This is a genomic window from Aeromonas sp. FDAARGOS 1406 (assembly GCF_019048565.1).
GTDB lineage: Bacteria > Pseudomonadota > Gammaproteobacteria > Enterobacterales > Aeromonadaceae > Aeromonas > Aeromonas caviae.
This window is the reverse complement of record NZ_CP077378.1, coordinates 4,277,396-4,295,732: the sequence shown is the minus strand read 5'-3', so window position 1 is coordinate 4,295,732 and position 18,337 is coordinate 4,277,396. Positions and strand designations below refer to the sequence as shown.

The following is an 18,337-nucleotide window of genomic DNA, read 5'->3' as shown; positions in this document are numbered from 1 at the left end:
TCACTTCTTATTTAGTGCTTGAGCCATAAACGAAAACGCAAGTAACTGTTGTTTAGCCTTAAAGGCATTAACTTTAGCAAAATCAATTGCATCATTAATAATGTCGATACTCACGTCATCTTTACTAAACACAAGCCTAGACTCAAGACCGAATAATTTAAGGATCGAAGTAAAGCGCGCCAACCCTCGGTCACGATTGCCTATAGCAATAAAGGGTTTATTAAAAATAATAGAAAACGCAACACCGTGAAATGAATCGGTAACCACGTATTCAGCATCCATAAATCCACGTAGCCATTGTGTCACTGGTGGATATACTCCACTATCTCCAGGCATAACAGTAAACGGCATCAGGCCACGCTCATTCGCTACTAACTGAATAATCTCCTGTTTTTCTGGTGCCTTGTCGAGTACATACACCATCATATTGCCATTATTTCTAGGAATTCTATCTTGCTCAACTAACTTGCAATATACCTCTTTATCCAATAATAGCGTTGGATCTATGACATGCTGTGCTTGAGTACCAAACTTCTGCAGGCACAGTTCAACCGCACTGTCTTCGCGGACTCCAACAGCATCAAATCGCTGCAGTAATGAAGCATACTCGGCTAATTGAGCAATACTAAATTCATCACAATTATCTACCCCAAATGAAGCAGCATAAGCAATGCGTTTTACATTATCATTTTTGTCTAAAAATGATAAAAAGAATGCAGGCATACCTGGAGAGTATGCCGGTCGCCATACCTGATCACTACCCACTATATAGGCATCAAACTTATACTGTTTTATATAAGATAACTCAGTTATATTATATATATCTTGAGTTGTGCGAATATGTTCTGCAGTAAACCGATTTGTATGCTGTCCAATCTCACGTTTTTTTTCATCACTTAAAGGAAAAATACTCTTCATTGGCCGACGGAGAATATATTTTCTAACGATGTTTCCAATAACCTGTTTAAGTCCAAAAAAACGAACTTGCTTCGACAAACCGAAGTTTATAGTTATAACATCATGCCCACACTGTTTTAGATAGTACTGTAGAGCAAACGCCTGCAATAAACCACCGTAGTTATTATGAAGTGGTTGAGTTAGAATTCCGATTTTCATTTGGCAAGCACCCTTTTAACTCTTTTAATAATAGCTCGCTGATAATGGCTGATTTTGGTAAACAACTTTAGCCAGTACAGCGTTTTATACATTGCATTATCAAAATCTGCAGCATTTTTCGTTTGAGACCAAACAATCAAGCTTTTCTTTCTCGCATGCATTCGCAATGAATGCACTATTTTTAATAATACGGATAAACGATTCTCAGCGAAACGTTTGGAAGGTATGGCATGTGAGTAATCTTTGTTAGCATTAATTCGATATAAGAGCCCATCATGACGATGGTTAAAGCTACCTTGTTGAGATTCAATCAATTTATCTGGATGTATCTCTTCTATTACCAATGAGCCTTTCATCATCCCTGTTTGAATGATTTCATCAGCAAGCCGAGACCTAGTTACGATTACATTAGTTCCACGTCCATCATTTGAGTAAGGAGCCAACCACGCATCACCTAAAGAGATATCTGCAAGCTCCGTGGTTACGTCATCACAGAAATCGCATGCATTCGCTTTAAAAAGACCAGTCCCCCACATATCACCAACTGAGCGCATCTTTACAGTATGCTTCTCATTTTTGGCATCAAGGCAGCCATAAGAATAATCACTGGCTGAGCTGCTATGCTCCTTGATCCGAAACTCTGGCTGGCTAAATTCAGATGCAGAAACACCAGTTTTACTGGCTAGGTATTCCGCAAAAAATGTACTCTTTACACCACCACAAATAATACCAATCAAGAATGCCACTTTATCTCTAATTTCAGGATCTTGCACTTGCATTAATCTAATAGCTTTTATAAAACAAGCAACACCAACAATCGCAACCTTACCATCCAAATGTTGTATTTTCCTGAGGACCTCAGCCATTGTCACTGGATAGTATTTTGTTTTTGCGGCTTGACCTACTTGTTCAATTGAACTACTAATAACATACTCATAATGAGTAGAAGCACTTGAAGCTGTTTTCACTGAAATAACATGCTGTATTTCACCACGACGCATCAACTCAGAAAGCGTGTAAGTAGCGATCCCACCAGAAGATGACGTTAACCGATGTTCAACTGAATGACCGGCATAGGTATTTATGTATCTACCAATTTTCCTATTATTATTATCAGCCTCAATTAAAAATAAGGCAGCAATCTCATTCTCTGTTCGTACTTGTTCATCAGGATTGGGATTGAACGGGCAAACTTTTATACTATCATCAAAAACATCTTCTTTGACATCTGCCACATAAAAACCATAATCATTAATTCTCATTTTTATTGCATTATTCTTAGACTTTGCTGCACACGCACCACAGCCAATACACATATCATTTTCAACAACAGCTTGAATCATCGCACTACTATTCATCTTTACGCCCAACTTGATAGAATCTATTTAGCCTATAACTTAAAAACTGTTGTTCTTTTCGATCAATGCCAAATACCAATATACAAATGACTATCACGAGCCAATATATTGTACAGGAGTAAACCAAGTCCCAAAAAAGAGAGTTATCTAAAATAGGGACTTTATATAGCAAAAAAATCGAGGGAAGGAAAACAAGCCCAACACGACATATCAAGTTATATGTATTGTATGCTATCTCAGGAAAAATTTTCGATAACAAAATGACCCGAAATAAGAAGGCAACAAGAGAAATAAATATGCTTACAAGCATTGTTACGTTAGCATCAAATCCATTCCTCAATAAAATATATGAGCATGGCAAGTTACACATAATAACAAGCCCTACAACAACCTGATACCTTCTGATATTTCCTGTTGCTTGGAAAGCCGTCATTAATGTTCCTGATATCGATATTATCAATGAATCAATTACAACTAATCGACAAAATTCTGATGCATACTTTGGGACAGTGCCCAACCATAAGCCTAACACCGATTCTGTCTTCAAAAGAAAGGGTACTGCAAGGATATATAATAGAAAGAAAGAATATCTTGCTCCAGAAAAAACAAGCTGCAGCATGTATTGATAGTTTTCATTTGCATAAGACTTTATTATCTGAGGATTTATAGCCATTTGCAAACTACTAACGAAGCCCATTACAGCACTATTTACTTGATATGCAATGGCTCGAGCAGCATTAACTGTTGCGCCAAAAAATATATTTAAAAGAATATTCACACCTTGATTGGTAATCACTGAAGCCAAATTCCCAAACAAGTTCCAACCAGTATAGCTAAAGAGTGTTTTAAATAAAAACGAGTCCCAATACAAACTATAACATGACTCAGCAATACGCTTTTTCGCATAGATATAATAGCTAAGAGTAATTATAAGACTAACTAAAGCAAGTAATTGCGCATAATATGCCAATGGATCCCCTGCCAATTTTGGCAACAAAAAAACAACTATTAACTTTAATGTGACATCAATAATGCTAATGTATGCAAAAGCGCTCATTTTTTCATTTGCGATTATTAATGCATTATATGGAACACTGAGAATGGTACAGCAAAATGAAAACAGCGCACAATGATACACCCAGTTTGCAACTAATATTCGCTCTGCAGGAATTGTCAACTGAGTGTTGATAAACCATAATCCAACAGTTTCACCTAAAAACACCACAATCAATATTATTAAAACATGAATATTCACACTCATCTTAAAAACATTCGCAAGCTGGTTTCTATCACCTTTGCCTAGTTCGAATGACAAAAACCGTTGAGTTGCAGAAGACATGGCCCCACTCAAAAAGGCCATCATGGTTACTACACCACCAACGACATTGTAAATACCGAAGTCCTCTACACCGAGAACGTTGAGTATCACTCTGGACGTGTATAGTGTGACGACCAATGTGAGTATCATTCTAAAATAGAGAAACAATGAGTTTTTAACTATGCGGCTATGCTTTTTTTTGTTATCCATTAATATAGTTTTCCTTGCGCCACATTAGACTATTCATAAGGTGGCCCGGCTTTATAACTCTCCGTTAATTAGCCAAAATATATCTAAAACGGTTTTTATAAGAAAGGCTACCGACCCATGCCAAACAGCACAGTCTTGACTGTCAGCAGCAGGATCTTGATATCCAACAGCAGGCTTTGATGCTTGATATAGAAGATGTCGTATTTATGTTTCCACACGGCATCTTCAATAGATGCCCCGTAGGGGTATTTGACCTGGGCCAGGCCGGTAATGCCGGGCTTGACCGCATGGCGGAAACGATAATATGGAATGACCGTTTCCAACTCTTTGATAAACACTTCCCTTTCTGGTCTCGGACCAACCAGTGACATTTCACTTTTAAAGACGTTGATCAGTTGCGGTAGTTCATCAATACGGGTCTTGCGAATGAAGCGGCCAACACGAGTGACTCGGGCGTCATTCTTGCTTGCCCATTGAGCACCATTTTTTTCGGCATCGTTTCGCATAGAACGGAACTTGATGACGTCGAATTCCTGGTTGAACTGGCCAACACGGGCTTGACGATAAAAGATGGGGCCTGGTGATTCCAGTTTGATGGCCAGCGCAGCAAGCAAGCCAATGGGAATGGCAACCAGACTGAGCGCAATGGCAGAGACCAGATCCAGCGCACGCTTGACAATGCGATTGGATGGACGGGAGAGGATGGAGAAAGATTTCATGTGCAAGAAGTAGCCGCTGTGCAGCAACTCCACTTCAGTGCGGCCGAAACGACGGTCCAGATAACTGACCAACGGCTCAACGTAGGCGCCATATTTGGTGGCCAACACCAGCATTGCGGCCAGTTCATCGGGAAGGTCACCACTCTTGTAATGCACAAGGGTTTTGCCTTTTAGCTGGGACATGTCCGTCACATTGAAATGCAACGTGAACGGGTAATCGACTAGCACTCGCTCAATAAGAGCCTTGTCACTATCACTACAATACACATAAAGCTCATCACTTTTCATGTGAACTCGCTTCAGCTCACGTATGAGATGACCAATATCTTGTGAGTGAATCTTCTCTGTCAATTTTTCATTCGCTGCGTTCCATAATGCAGCACTGCTGTTGATTTTATTATCCATTTCCCTTTACTCTCTAATTTTAATATTCAGGAGGGCAAATATTTTAATTATTGTGTATGCCTACCAAGCAACCTCATGTGAGCAGTTATTTCGTTATTGCACGTAATCTAAGTATCTGAATGATAATAATGTATTGCAAAATACACTTTTTTTGTGATTTCGAACACGTGTATATGTCAAACATGTGCCTAACCTAAATCAGCTCTGACAATCTACTGCTCAAGTACCAGGCTAGTCGGCTATAAAAACAACATTGTCATTAAATGATGCCGCAGAGCATTGAATAAAATAAGCTACCGCCCCTGAGTTACAGCTCCCAGTACGCTCGCAGTCGATATATTGTTTAGTTTGCCAAAGATTTATGACCGTTCTGATCCTGTACACCTTTGCAAACAAGACAGCGAGACGCTAGTTATGCTTACTTTGTGGTTATAACCATGATCATGTTGAGCCTATTAAGCGCAAGAAGATACAAGATTAATTTTGAATCGGCGGGGTGATTTTACCTATGCTTTGCTCAAAAGGGTAGTCAATCTGGTCTAATCAGTTTTTGATCGCTCAAAAAACAACCAGAAATTGAATTGAAAAGATGTCTGATGAGGCGCGTAATAATAGAATATCATTGATTTTCCAGATAAAAATCGATGTTGTGTGTAGGAAGTGGAACCACATTGTCTGTTGGCAGATCACGTTGTTTAGCAAGCCAGACCAGGTCACAGATACCGTCTGTTGGTTCGAACGCAGCAGGAGCGTGCATCAGAATGTCGCGTACTTTCTGTTGATCAAAGTGGTGACAGGCGTCATCCAGCGAGGCCAGCAAGGGACGCAGCCTTGACCAGGGGAGCCAGCATTCTTGCGCCACCATGATCCTGGGATGTTCTGTACCTCTAGCATCATCCCCAATCAACAATTCCTCATAGAGTTTTTCACCTGGCCGCAACCCCGTCACTTCAATAGCAATGTCGCCATCGGGCCGCAGTTCATCGCGAAGCGTCAGACCGCTAAGACGGACCATACGTTTTGCAAGCTCCATGATCCGGACTGGCTGCCCCATATCGAGCACAAAAACATCGCCCCCCTCCCCCATCGCGCCCGCCTGGATAACCAACTGGGCAGCCTCCGGTATTGTCATGAAGTAGCGAATGATATCGGGATGAGTCAGAGTAATAGGCCCACCTTTGTCTATCTGTTGTCTGAACAGTGGCACCACTGAGCCTGAAGATCCGAGCACATTACCAAAGCGCACCATACAAAAACGGGTTTTGTGCTTTTCACGGGTCAAGGCTTGCAGGATGAGCTCGGCCAAGCGCTTGCTGGCCCCCATGGTGTTGGTTGGGCGTACCGCTTTGTCAGTGGATATCAGTACAAAGGTTTCAACTTCCGCTTCAATGGCTGCTTGAGCAGCATAAAGAGTGCCAAATACATTATTGCGCACCCCTTCTATGATATTGAACTCGACCAAGGGCACATGCTTGTAAGCGGCAGTATGGTAGATAGTCTGGATCCGAAAGCTCTGCATCACCGTCTTGAGGCGGTGCTGGCGCTGCACCGAGCCCAGTAGCGGAGCCAGCTCAGTTTCAATTCCCTCACGTTCGCACTGTTCACGCAGGTTTTTGTGCAAGACATAGAGGGCGTATTCGGACAATTCGAACAGAACCAAGGTGGATGGCCGGCACCGCAAGATCTGGCGACAGAGCTCCGATCCAATAGAGCCCCCAGCCCCCGTCACCATGACCGCTTTGCCTGTGATGTTGGCTTCCATCAATGTCGTCACCGGCTCTACCGGGTCTCTACCCAACAGATCGTCGATGGAGACTTCATTAAGCTGATCAATACGGGCTGAACCATTGACCAGATCGGCCATACCCGGGATAGACAGCACTTCACAAGATAGTGGCTCTAGTGCATTGATCACTTCCTGACGACGAGCCCTGGTGCTGCTTGGCATGGCCAACAGGATCTTCTTCACCCCATGGTGATCAATCAGGGTGGGGAGCTGAGCACTGTTGTACACGGTACATCCCTGAATAACGCACCCTTGTTTGGCTGGATCATCATCCACAAAGGCAGCTGGGTAAAACTCATTGCCTTGCAACAAAGCCACTTGCAACTGCCGCCCCGAGGAACCCGCACCGTAGATCAGAACCTGTGTACGCGCCAAACGAGTAGTATTCAGCAGAGCCCGAAAGAACAACCGCACACCACCGACCATCAACACCAAAAATGAGAGATAGATGACCGATACGGTTCTGGGCAGGAAGATATCGAAGTAAAACGCAGAGATAACAAAAAAGCTCGTTGAAACAAATGCACCTAATGAGATTGTCCAGAGCACTCGAAAGCTAACATATCGCAAGATTGCACGATACAAACCCAGCCGAACAAAGACACTAATGCTTAGAACAATAATCGCACACAAAAGGGCCCAATGATGGGGGCTTGCGATTGGCCAGCTATGTTCAAGCCTGATCCAATATGCCCCCCAATATGCCATGGTAATCAATAACGTATCTACTGAGACAGATATTGCTCGTTTGCTGGCTCGTGACAAGGAACCAAGGCAGGTAAGTAACCAGCTACCCCCCGGCAAAAAATCTGTGCTCATTCAGGTACTCCAGCCTTTAGGTAAAATGCGAGATAAGTTAGCGGTAAGTAGGCAATAATCAGACCCAACATGCCATCAAGCGCCCCCCCTACAATCATGGCAGCAATAGGTGCAAGCCATAGGACATTTATCAAGAGCACCATCAGTGTCACATTGCGATGACTTTTCCAGTGCCTTGCAAGATATTGGTAGGCATGAGTTCGATGAGCATCACTCAAGTGACATTTGAGACGATAGCGATTCAGTAAAGTCCAGGTAGCATCAACGACAAAGACGCCGAGCATGACAAGCCACGCCCACAGGAATTGGGGGGCTAAACTTGCATCAAGCAACATCAGGGATGCGAGCATCATACCAAGGAAGCCACTGCCCCCATCTCCCATGAAGATCTTGGCCGGTGGAAAATTCCAGCACAAAAAGCCCGCAACAGAAGCCCCCAGCAACAGGGTCAAACTCGCAAACGGCCACTCACCTCCAAAAAGGTAATGCAGTAACGCCATGACGATACAGACAGTCACGGCCTCACCGGCAGCCAGGCCATCGATGCCATCCATAAAGTTGTAAAGATTGATAAACCAGATCACGCCTAACCATGCCAGCGCATAACCAAACCAGGCAAGATTTAGCTGCCACCCAAAGAAAGTCAGCTCTGGCAATCCATCAACAGCTACTACAACCAATGCAGCAGAAAGACTCTGGACAATTAAACGAGTTTTTGGCTCAAGAGACAGGTGATCATCGATAAAACCAACTAGTGCGATGCCCAGTGCTGCAATCCATATCAATAGCAAGCTTCCATAAGATACCCCATACAAATCCGACACCTGGCTCACGACGAGAAAAGGAGAAGCCAACAGAAATGTAGCGACAATCGCCATGCCTCCACCTCTCGGCGTAGGGATATAATGTGAGCTGCGATGATTGGGTTGGTCAAGAAGACGGCTCTGACCGTAGCGCTTAAGTAAGCCTGTCATGATAATGGAGAAAAACAAACATAAAACTAGAAGTAGCGGAAATGTCAGCATCACAAACTACTCATTTTTGGAAGATGCCATCAGGGATAAAGCCTGAGAAAACGTATAAGGAGCCGACCATTGTAGCTGCCTCTGAGCCTTGCCCGTATCCATTTCTAGAGAGCCATAAATCCGCTGCAATTTGGCATCAATCCCAAAGCAACGGCCAATCCCTCTTACCAGAATTGATGGAATATAAAACAGTCGAGAAGGGACACCTTCAGCATCAGCAATAGCAATCAGCATTTCAGATGTCGAAACAGGAACTGGATCTGCGACCAAAAAAATCTGATTCACGGTAGCAGGATGATCTATCGCACGAGCAATGAAATCGCATAAATTGGGTAATGCCAATAAACTCCGTGCATTTTTCAAACGGGCAAAGGGGAGTGGAAAACCGGTATGCACCATCTTTAACATGCTGGCAAAATTAGCCTTCACACCCTTACCATAAATAAGAGGAGGCCGGATAATGGTGACAGCCATACCACACTTCTTAGCAAGTGCCATCAGCCCTTGCTCTGCATCATATTTTGAGCGGCCATAAGGGTCTTGTGGTGGATTCTGGACATGTTCATCAAACGGCTTACCGGGCTCAGTCTGCTCACCATTTACTTTAATCGAGCTAATAAATATGAAGCGCTTAACACCAGCATCTGCGGCCTGGTTTGCGAGATTTAATGTGCCAATTGTGTTTACCGCTCGAAACGCTGTTAGAGGATCGGCTTCCTTATCAGACATCACATGCACCCTGGCGGCACAGTGAATGACAACATCCACCTGTTGTAATTGGGTTGTCCAGTTTGCATCTGCTGTCAAAGAGGGAGCGTTGATGTGATACGAAGCAAGCGGGTGACTTCGCACCGCACCTTTCACATTCACACCCAGACTCAGCAGGTGTTCACAGACCGCCTTGCCAACAAATCCGTTGGCGCCTGTTACCAAGACTGTACTTTTGATATCTGACATTACCACCAACGCCAACCGTGAATATTGAAGAAAGTCACCATAGAGCGCCCAAACATCCAGATATGCCGCCAACCTTTGCGCGATGCATGACCACCATGATGAACAACCTTCACCTGAGGGACATAGGCAATCCGGCTGATCCTCCCTGCACGTAAACTGATGTCAAAATCTTCAAAATAGAGAAAAAAGCGAGGGTCAAACCCTTCGAGCTGCTGCAATACATCTGTGCGAAACAGCATAAAACAACCACTGACAATGGGTGGGTCCCACAGCACATCATGATTGTTGAGCTGATCTACCATCTCATATTTCGCCAAGCGCGTCTGAAATAACCTTTTCACAAAAGCAGGAGCAAAACCACGCAACAATAAATCAAAGACTGTTGGATAACCTTTGCAAAGCCGTTGTACCTCACCATCAGCCCATGTCGCGAAAGGCGTCAATAATCCGCACTCCGGATGTCTCTCCATAAACTCTAGTGCGTTTTTGAGAGCATCTGGTGCAACTTCCAGATCGGGATTTAGGATCAGATGATACTTAGTGTCACTTAGTAAAGCTCGGTTATGGCCAGCTCCGAAACCAGGATTCAGTGGGTCATTAATTAGCTTGCTACCACAGCCAAAACTCTGAAATACACTGTCAGATTGAACCATAGAATCCGGGAAGGGAGAATGGTCAATGAGCGTCAACACGGTATTTATTTCAACGTCATTATCAGAAATAAAATCAACTGCACCTTTAAGCTTATTCAGCGTCAGAGATAACATCGACATATTAGCATTGTAAGTTACGATGCTAATTGAAACGTCAAATTTTATCACATCATATCCTCTAAGGAATACGTATAACTCTCATAAAATCACCATATAGCTAGATAACTTTTATGGCTTGGCGATCACAACCACACCATCAAAATTTGTTCTAGTAAATGTAGACAAACAAGATTCAAAAGCATTTATTACGTCATCATGTGAATGGTGAGCATATAAAACAACATTATTATTATTGATATAAGAGCATGTTTTATCTACGTCACTGATACTAGAGAGCATATCGACACTGACATGCCCCGATGCATAGTTTTCAAGATAGTATCGATAGTATGCTTCGTTGGGGCTCCAGGTTGCATATATTTTATAATCTTTACCACTATATTTTTCCGATATAAGTTTTGCTGCCTCTTTATATTGTTCGTCAGCATACACGCTTGCTTGAGTTCCTGCTGCGGGAGAAATAAACACGATTATTGACGCTATCGCCAAAACAAAAAATCTGTTTTTAGACAACGATAATGTTAAGTTAAGCATAAGATAGACACACCAAGGAATAATGAATATGAAGTGTCTAGGATGGAGTATTCCTGATTTTTTACAAACAAAAGCTAACACACATATTGAAACAGCAATACATATAGAAACTTGAGTTTCAGAGGTTTTTCGTTTACAGAAAAAATACACAGATGACAAAGCGACCAATATGGAGCTTACACCAAAGTAACCATAAATTATATGCAACATTGATTGCAGTGCTTGTAGATATGATATTTGGGACCACGCGACTCCGCCACTCGCGGTAAAAAGCAGGCTGTGATATGAGAGGAATATCCAACTAAAAACAAATGGAACTGGTATTAGGGGAAGTACATAGCGCCTTTGCTTGAGATCGCTATAAGCAATAAAGATATATATAGCACCAATAAAAACAGCCATATAGTAATGTGTCAAAAATGAGATAGTAGCAAGAGTATAAAAGGTAAGGCGCCACATAGACTCATTACGACCAGCTTCTTTTATCTTATTGAAAGCTAAAAGACATAATAAAGATAACATCAAGAAAAATGTATAACTTCTAGCTTGTGTGGCATAACTCTGGGTCACAGGGTGCCACAGCACAACTAATGTAGTTATGGAAATCAAAGTTCCGAGCGGATAATTTTTACGCCGCCAGCAAGACACAAATATGGTAATAGACGTGAGTGCAATGAGGAAAATATTAAAACCACGTAGGGAGATCTCACTATCACCAAATAAAGACGCCCATCCCTTTAAGGAAAGGTCATACATAGGTGGGTGCTGCTATCCTGCTTTGACAGTCAAAAAACTATCATTCATTTTAATCTGCATGACTGTTTTTCTTTCAAATTGACTATCTAAAATAGGATGGTAACGGACTACGGCCGCAGTAAACAATTCGTCAGACCAGAAACCTCTCTCATTAATGGTCGGAATTATTTTCCAGATCGCACAGAATGCTATTATAAAATAAAAGGAAAGCTCAATTACCTTCTCAAAACTTGAACAACGTTTCATTATTTACTTTATCCAATTTGAGTTATCAATTTTCTTTGCTTTATTACTCAAGATAGCTCAAGAATAAGTTTGTTATCCTATTGAATGAATTCATTTATTGTACACCTGGAGCCAAGTGATAAAGCGAGGTCTTTAAAAGACTAATTTTCCAAACTGATACTATTCTTGAATTTACTCTCAATAAGTCATTATCAGGAAGTGAGGGTTTAGGAAACATACTATTAGCCACCCTATTTTTAATAGCCATACGGCTAATTCAGAGAGTTTTAGCGTGGCGCTCTACTCTCTGATAATGAGCCGTATGATTAATCTTCATTCAAAAATCAAACATAATTACATCTTATATTTATATATAGTTTAAATCCATATCACTTAATAATTTCGTGAATTGGTTTTCGACTCAATAAGCGCTTGATCGCCCTCTGCAATCTAAATGGAATATAACGTGCAAATGAACTGACGATACGCATATTTCTAACCTTCCATAGATACTGTAAAAGTTGTTCTTTTCTTGATAACAGTACAGTACTAGGAGCAAGACTTAGCTTTTCATTCCACTTATTGACCAAAATAGAACCATCTGTAGGTGTTAATACTGTCAATCCACTCAGGTATTTATCTTGATAGAAATTATCGTCTCGCTCTATTTCATCACAAATTTCAGCTGAAACAAGGAAATTGCTTAGCTTGGCACCCTGGGCATACGCGCGCCAAAATGCAGCACAATCAATAGGTTTGATATTCCAGGGCAATAATAAAGAGTTATTTCTATTTTCGATACGCTCGACAAAAGCACCAATATTCGGACAGACAACAGGATATTCATGGTCTAGCGCAATTGATAGCGTATAGCTGTATGTCTCAGGCCATAAAGCAGGGAACCAGACCACATGAGGTTTAATACTGTTAAGTTTTTCTTCAAGTTGATCCAGTCTATATGCACCATGGTTCACAACACCACGCAAAGGACGATAGCCATAGCCTAATAGATGGAACTCTATGTTATCTGGATCACACAGCAAAGCAACTTGTTCTAATAGATCAGCTCCTTTTTCCCGACTCAAAGCACCAAGGATTAGTACACGAAGCTGATCACCCGGTTTATGACTCTGTTTAGGTTCAGAATAACAATAAGCATCTGGATGGTATGTTACAATTGCCTTGTTAGATAGCTCACTTTCATGTCCATATAGCCTGCTAAATCGCTGATATACATCTCTACTGGGATAAATAATCCGCTCTGCTCGAGAAAGTAAAGGATATATACCACTGCGCCACTCCTCACCTGAGACACTGATCTGTGCTGCATCTCTACAGACATCATCATGATTTTGATTATCCTCACTCACAAATTGTCCATAACGATCTGTAAGTGTTGGATTACCATTTAGCATATAGTAATCATGAATCGTCACGTCATAGGATACGCCTAGCGAACTAGGCAGTAACCAAGTTCGTGGCGGCAGCCCCATGCTGTGATGGAAGTGTACCCGACCAACTCTTAGATCTCGTAATAAACTCACTAATAATTCATAATCTGTGTGAACGTTGAAGACGAATGCATCAGTCTTATCACCGTCCAATGCGCTCAAATAAAGATTAACATATCCTTCTCTGCTACCGGGAGTTAGGCGAAGAAACCATGCCTTTTCTAAATAATACGACGCAAGCTCTGAAACATGTTGAGCAACTCCACCACCGAGGTGATGTGCAACAGCTAAGATAACTGGGAGGCCAGTCTCGGCTATGTATTTTATCTTAGCCATCAACCTAGCTTGTCTTGCAGGATCTTGTGCAATAAATGCCATCACATCGTGAGTATAATTAGGATGTAATGTGTTAAGTAACTCTAATGCACGAGCTTTTCTTGGGTCCCCTTCCTCTTGAAAACTCACGCCACCTTTGTGGTAAGCAAACACATTCAATTGATGATAATTCTTCCACCCCAACTTGTGCGCGCGCTGGCACCAGTCATTTTCCTCTCCATAACCTTTACCGAAGGTTTGTTCATCGAAATAACCAACCGAATCTAAGCAATCTCTACGGATATACATACAAAATCCGACACCTGTAGGTACCTCAACGAGTTCGCTTTCAAGAGGAAGATTAGAGAAAAGACGATCTAGCGCATTAACATCCAAACCACAATACAGTTCATTGTCCTGACAAAAATTTGGAAAGCTACATATTGTAGCATTATTAGAAAATGGAGTTAAGCTTGCAACCCGATCATGGCTATATGCTGCTTTTCGCATTCTATTAAGCCAATCCAGATTAGAAACCTCTACATCACTGTTAAGTAACAGTACGTCTCTATCTTTGTTCAGGCTCATGCCATAGTTTACTGTACCGACAAAACCTTTATTAGCCTTGTTTTCATGCAACTCGAAGCCTAAATTACTCGCTTCTTGTCTAAGCCAATTAGTTAAATCAGGCTCGGGGGAGCAATCATTAATGACTATAAGCTGAGCCCACTGTGGAATACTAGACAATAACGAAAGTATACACTCTTTAGTTTCATCAAGCCCACGATACACAGGTATAATAACGTCAAGATTTCTAATTAACATAAATTCACTCATAAATTCAAATAAAACGTCTTATATAAAAATTTAATATTCTGTTGTTACGTATCTTTTTTAAAAGCTCATCACATTCTTTGATTTTTTTATCACGCAAATGTAACTCTTCAAGAGTGTCAGAATATTGTTTTGAAAGAGTATTGAATTGCTCAGTAATCTGCTCAACCACCTGAATGGCATGCCCGTGTGCCTCACCCTCCTCAACTAGTCGCCTATTAACGTCTGTGAGTTCTTGTGATAGCACATGTACCTGTTCAGTGAGAGCTTGCAATCTCTCGTTACGATGAACTCTAAGTTGATTACTTGCCAATACCTGAGCTATCAGCTTTGTTTGAAGATCTTCAAAAGCGCTCTCTTCTGGTAAAGTCATATCATCATCTCTCATATAACAACCCAAATGATACTCAATGATGGCTTTCTCACCTGGCTCACTTAAACGAAAACGCAGATAACGGGGGGACAACTGACATGATCGTGGAACTAAATAAGCAAAAAGATAGAATGTCAAACGCCTGATCAAAGATAAAGAATGAGGTATTTCTTTGGCCAGATGACATAATGAACTGTCACCGAAGATTGTCACCGGAACCCCAAGAAGTAGAGCTTCTAGTGCGACACTGGAATTTATAGTCATTATTTTTTTACAACGAGCAACAAACTCCAGACTGGTTGGCGATTCATCTATTGGCATTATTCCTTCACGTAACGTAAACAGACTACCTGGATGAGGACGAATCAACAGACTTGATGTAGCTGTTTGGTTACGAGCAGCAAGTATAATAGACTGGTTATCCATTCCATTACCAAACGCAACTAAATTGGAATCATCCTCAACCTGAAGTGCTATTCCAATTTCAGAGGTTTTCTCTGGCAAACTTTTAATAAAGCTAGGGTCTTTCAAAAAAAACAAAAGAAGATCATTTAACTTTAATTCATTTAGAGAATTTAGAGACCAGCCCCTGAATTCACACTCACGATTTTCAGCTTCAGAATTTCCATTGACGCCCTGAAAATCAACGTAAGCTGTATCACGATATATATGCCCACGCAGGGGTCCTAACTCCTGATGAATCACAGGAATACCAAGTCGTTGACAAACTGCGGAAAGTGACGGGACATTCAAAAATGTAATTACAGCTTCAATCTTATTTGGTGCAGAACATAGCATCTCATGAAGTTCTTCTTCATAAGCATTATCACGCTCACATAAGAAATGACGAAAAACGGCTAGAGGGTTGCTGTTATGAATGCTCAACCATTCGTCAAAACGCCCTTTATCTAACCAAGCATAATGATGCTGTGGAGGCTGTGTATTTTTGGGTAATGCATAGTTAAGTCTTGTTGCAGCATCATTTGTGCACTCCCAGCGGTCTTCCCATTGCTCAATAGGTCGCACATAGTCGCGCCCTGTAATGAACATACAAGATTCTGTCGCCCATTCACACAGTAGGCGATAATAACACCACAGATATGGTGCTGGTACAGACCTAAAAGGGTAAGGGGGTAAAAAGGCTGCTAGCATTGTTAATACCGATGAGTTCAGGCCAGAACAGTAATTGGAGCATGTACAACACCGCCCAATTCTCGGGCAGACCAGAACTTGACCGCACGCATTGGCCGGCGCTGATCAAGTTCTTCACGCATTCCTCCTCTGAGGGAGGCCAACCCACAGTGCAGTAAATAATCACCACTATTGATTGGTAAAGTAACTTGATAAGTCACTATTTGGCGACCTGGTTTCAAAGTGAGAGAATGGCCGGCAGCAATATTGTTATCCCCCCATATATCACCACCTTGAGTCCGACTCAAAGAAAGTCCGAGCACTACATCTTCAATAACCTCACACGCCAAGAGCTCAAAGCGTAGTGTTAAAGTCTCCCCAGATTTCACTAACGGCTCTTCATGATAAGGTGTTCCATCATTTTTTAATATTGTCAGACTTGCTATTATGGCGCGGGCAGAGCCAAATCGTTTTTCACCCAGCACCATATTTGCTTCATTTTTTTGCTTCTCAATTAAGAGCGATTGAGATGGACATTCTCCGTCATTTTCCCTTGCTACTGATGAAGATGACTCTGCTTTTTCTTCCGACAATATCATCCCTTTTTCATACGCCATGACTGCTGCTAAGACATCCGTAGTATCACCAATCAGGCGCCCTCCTTCCATAACCAGGCATCTATCGGCATACTCTAGAATACTACCAGTCGAGTGCGTCACCATGAGAATAGTCACTCCCTTGGCTTTAAGGGCTTCCATTCGCTTGAAACATTTGTACTGAAAACCTATGTCCCCAACTGCAAGTGCTTCATCTACAATCAATATCTCCGGGTCGATACATGCTTGTACTGCAAACGCAAGACGGACATACATACCACTGGAATAGGTCTTGACGGGTTGCTCCATAAAATCGCCAATGTCGGCAAAACGAGCGATTTCATCAAACCTTGCATCAATATCCTCTTTACTCAATCCCAGGACACTGGCATTGAGATAGACATTATCACGCCCACTGAACTCCGGATTAAATCCAGCCCCCAGCTCAAGCAATGCAGCAATACGCCCATTAACACTAATTTCACCATGAGAAGGATTTAGAGTGCCGCATATCAGTTGTAGCAATGTAGACTTTCCGGCTCCATTATGACCAATAATACCAACGGTTTCCCCTTTCTTTATCGTGAAGTTAATTGATTGCAGAGCCCAAAACTCACGAAAGTACTGCTTTGAGGCACGTCGAAATAATCGCAACACACGCGGGAAAACGAACTGTTTGAGTCGATCGACAGGTTGCCCATACACTTGATAGCATTTGCTTAGCCCATGAACTTCAATTGCCACTTTGTCAGAGCACATCGGCAAACCCCTTACGCGTTTTTTGGAACAAGGCAAATCCTGCATACATAACTACCGTTGCGACAATAAATGTCATGCCGTATTCTTTCCAATAAGGCATTTTCCCCCAGTAAAGCACATCACGTACTTGTGCAATAACAGGAGTAAGTGGGTTGATATTCAACCAGTGGCGGTACTCTTCAGGTAATGCTTCAATAGGATAAAATATAGGAGAGAGGAACATCAATATGGTACTGATAACGCCTACCAATTGAGAAAGGTCACGTAAGTAAACCCCCATTGCTGCAAGTGCCCATGAAATTCCCATTATAAAGAAAATGAGCGGGATAATTACTATCGGAAAAAGTAGAACAGTAATGGGTGGTGTACCAATAGCAATAGCATAGAAAGTAAGCCATACCATAAAGCTAATAAACATATTTATCATAGCACTGCCCAATGCGACCCACGGCAGTATATCGAGTGGAAACACCACTTTCTTGACATAGTTGACATTTTCAAGAATCAATCGTGGAGCACGATTAAAACACTCTGAAAATAGATTGAAGACCATTAGACCGGCAAAAAGCACCAATGCAAATTCACTACGAGAATCACTACCACCACTCCAGCGAGCTTTGAATACCACGCTAAATATGAATGTGTAAACTGCCAACATAAAAAGTGGAGTAAATAAAGCCCACAAATTTCCAAAAAGTGAACCACGATATCTCGCTGCAACTTCGCGGCGAACTAACGTCATAATCAAATGGCGGTTTTTTAAAATCGATAAGATACGGACGGGGGATATACTACTATCTCGGTTCATAATTACCCTTGAGAAGAAACCAAAATAAACCTCTTACCATATAGCTAGAACATCTACATAGTTCTATTC

At 41.8% G+C, this 18,337-nt stretch carries 13 protein-coding genes; all 13 read right to left on the bottom strand.

What is annotated here, in order from left to right; all coding sequences use genetic code 11:
* Entirely contained in the window at positions 1-1,116 is a 1,116-nt protein-coding gene (locus I6L36_RS20215) for a polysaccharide pyruvyl transferase family protein (protein WP_216986858.1), read from the bottom strand.
* Entirely contained in the window at positions 1,113-2,474 is a 1,362-nt protein-coding gene (locus I6L36_RS20210) for a Coenzyme F420 hydrogenase/dehydrogenase, beta subunit C-terminal domain (RefSeq protein ID WP_216986857.1), read from the bottom strand. Before I6L36_RS20210 ends, I6L36_RS20215 begins: the two co-directional genes overlap by 4 nt.
* Complete coding sequence (locus tag I6L36_RS20205) at positions 2,467-4,002, bottom strand: hypothetical protein (RefSeq protein WP_216986856.1); 1,536 nt, start codon at positions 4,000-4,002, stop codon at positions 2,467-2,469. Before I6L36_RS20205 ends, I6L36_RS20210 begins: the two co-directional genes overlap by 8 nt.
* A 107-nt stretch (positions 4,003-4,109) precedes the next feature.
* Positions 4,110-5,126 (bottom strand): exopolysaccharide biosynthesis polyprenyl glycosylphosphotransferase, encoded by a 1,017-nt coding sequence (locus I6L36_RS20200; protein ID WP_254203452.1) that lies wholly within the window; start codon positions 5,124-5,126, stop codon positions 4,110-4,112.
* Between the two features lie 619 nt (positions 5,127-5,745).
* On the bottom strand, positions 5,746-7,731 hold the full coding sequence (locus I6L36_RS20195) for a nucleoside-diphosphate sugar epimerase/dehydratase (protein WP_216986855.1): 1,986 nt from the start codon (positions 7,729-7,731) through the stop codon (positions 5,746-5,748).
* Entirely contained in the window at positions 7,728-8,756 is a 1,029-nt protein-coding gene (locus I6L36_RS20190; protein ID WP_216987150.1) for a glycosyltransferase family 4 protein, read from the bottom strand. Before I6L36_RS20190 ends, I6L36_RS20195 begins: the two co-directional genes overlap by 4 nt.
* A 6-nt stretch (positions 8,757-8,762) precedes the next feature.
* A complete protein-coding gene (locus I6L36_RS20185; protein WP_080770108.1) occupies positions 8,763-9,713 on the bottom strand; it encodes an SDR family oxidoreductase in 951 nt (316 codons plus the stop codon).
* Entirely contained in the window at positions 9,713-10,534 is an 822-nt protein-coding gene (locus I6L36_RS20180; protein ID WP_216986854.1) for a glycosyltransferase, read from the bottom strand. The genes I6L36_RS20185 and I6L36_RS20180 overlap by 1 nt, the downstream gene beginning before the upstream one ends.
* A gap of 60 nt (positions 10,535-10,594) precedes the next feature.
* On the bottom strand, positions 10,595-11,776 hold the full coding sequence (locus I6L36_RS20175) for a glycosyltransferase family 39 protein (protein WP_216986853.1): 1,182 nt from the start codon (positions 11,774-11,776) through the stop codon (positions 10,595-10,597).
* A gap of 614 nt (positions 11,777-12,390) precedes the next feature.
* Positions 12,391-14,592 carry a glycosyltransferase gene (locus tag I6L36_RS20170; protein ID WP_216986852.1) on the bottom strand — a complete coding sequence of 734 codons (2,202 nt, stop codon included), beginning with the start codon at positions 14,590-14,592 and terminating at the stop codon, positions 12,391-12,393.
* Positions 14,593-14,608: 16 nt separating this feature from the next.
* Positions 14,609-16,024 (bottom strand): hypothetical protein, encoded by a 1,416-nt coding sequence (locus tag I6L36_RS20165; RefSeq protein WP_216986851.1) that lies wholly within the window; start codon positions 16,022-16,024, stop codon positions 14,609-14,611.
* Between the two features lie 119 nt (positions 16,025-16,143).
* Positions 16,144-17,460, bottom strand: coding sequence for an ABC transporter ATP-binding protein (locus tag I6L36_RS20160; RefSeq protein ID WP_042877767.1), 1,317 nt, complete (start codon positions 17,458-17,460; stop codon positions 16,144-16,146).
* Complete coding sequence (locus tag I6L36_RS20155; RefSeq protein ID WP_216986850.1) at positions 17,450-18,268, bottom strand: ABC transporter permease; 819 nt, start codon at positions 18,266-18,268, stop codon at positions 17,450-17,452. The genes I6L36_RS20160 and I6L36_RS20155 overlap by 11 nt, the downstream gene beginning before the upstream one ends.
* Positions 18,269-18,337: the final 69 nt, after the last annotated feature.

Coding starts and splice junctions, on each gene's coding strand:
- I6L36_RS20215 (WP_216986858.1), bottom strand. CDS start 1,116: ATGAAAATCGGAATTCTAACTCAACCACTTCATAATAACTACGGTGGT.
- I6L36_RS20210 (WP_216986857.1), bottom strand. CDS start 2,474: ATGAATAGTAGTGCGATGATTCAAGCTGTTGTTGAAAATGATATGTGT.
- I6L36_RS20205 (WP_216986856.1), bottom strand. CDS start 4,002: ATGGATAACAAAAAAAAGCATAGCCGCATAGTTAAAAACTCATTGTTT.
- I6L36_RS20200 (WP_254203452.1), bottom strand. CDS start 5,126: ATGGATAATAAAATCAACAGCAGTGCTGCATTATGGAACGCAGCGAAT.
- I6L36_RS20195 (WP_216986855.1), bottom strand. CDS start 7,731: ATGAGCACAGATTTTTTGCCGGGGGGTAGCTGGTTACTTACCTGCCTT.
- I6L36_RS20190 (WP_216987150.1), bottom strand. CDS start 8,756: ATGCTGACATTTCCGCTACTTCTAGTTTTATGTTTGTTTTTCTCCATT.
- I6L36_RS20185 (WP_080770108.1), bottom strand. CDS start 9,713: ATGTCAGATATCAAAAGTACAGTCTTGGTAACAGGCGCCAACGGATTT.
- I6L36_RS20175 (WP_216986853.1), bottom strand. CDS start 11,776: ATGTATGACCTTTCCTTAAAGGGATGGGCGTCTTTATTTGGTGATAGT.
- I6L36_RS20170 (WP_216986852.1), bottom strand. CDS start 14,592: ATGTTAATTAGAAATCTTGACGTTATTATACCTGTGTATCGTGGGCTT.
- I6L36_RS20165 (WP_216986851.1), bottom strand. CDS start 16,024: ATGTTCATTACAGGGCGCGACTATGTGCGACCTATTGAGCAATGGGAA.
- I6L36_RS20160 (WP_042877767.1), bottom strand. CDS start 17,460: ATGTGCTCTGACAAAGTGGCAATTGAAGTTCATGGGCTAAGCAAATGC.
- I6L36_RS20155 (WP_216986850.1), bottom strand. CDS start 18,268: ATGAACCGAGATAGTAGTATATCCCCCGTCCGTATCTTATCGATTTTA.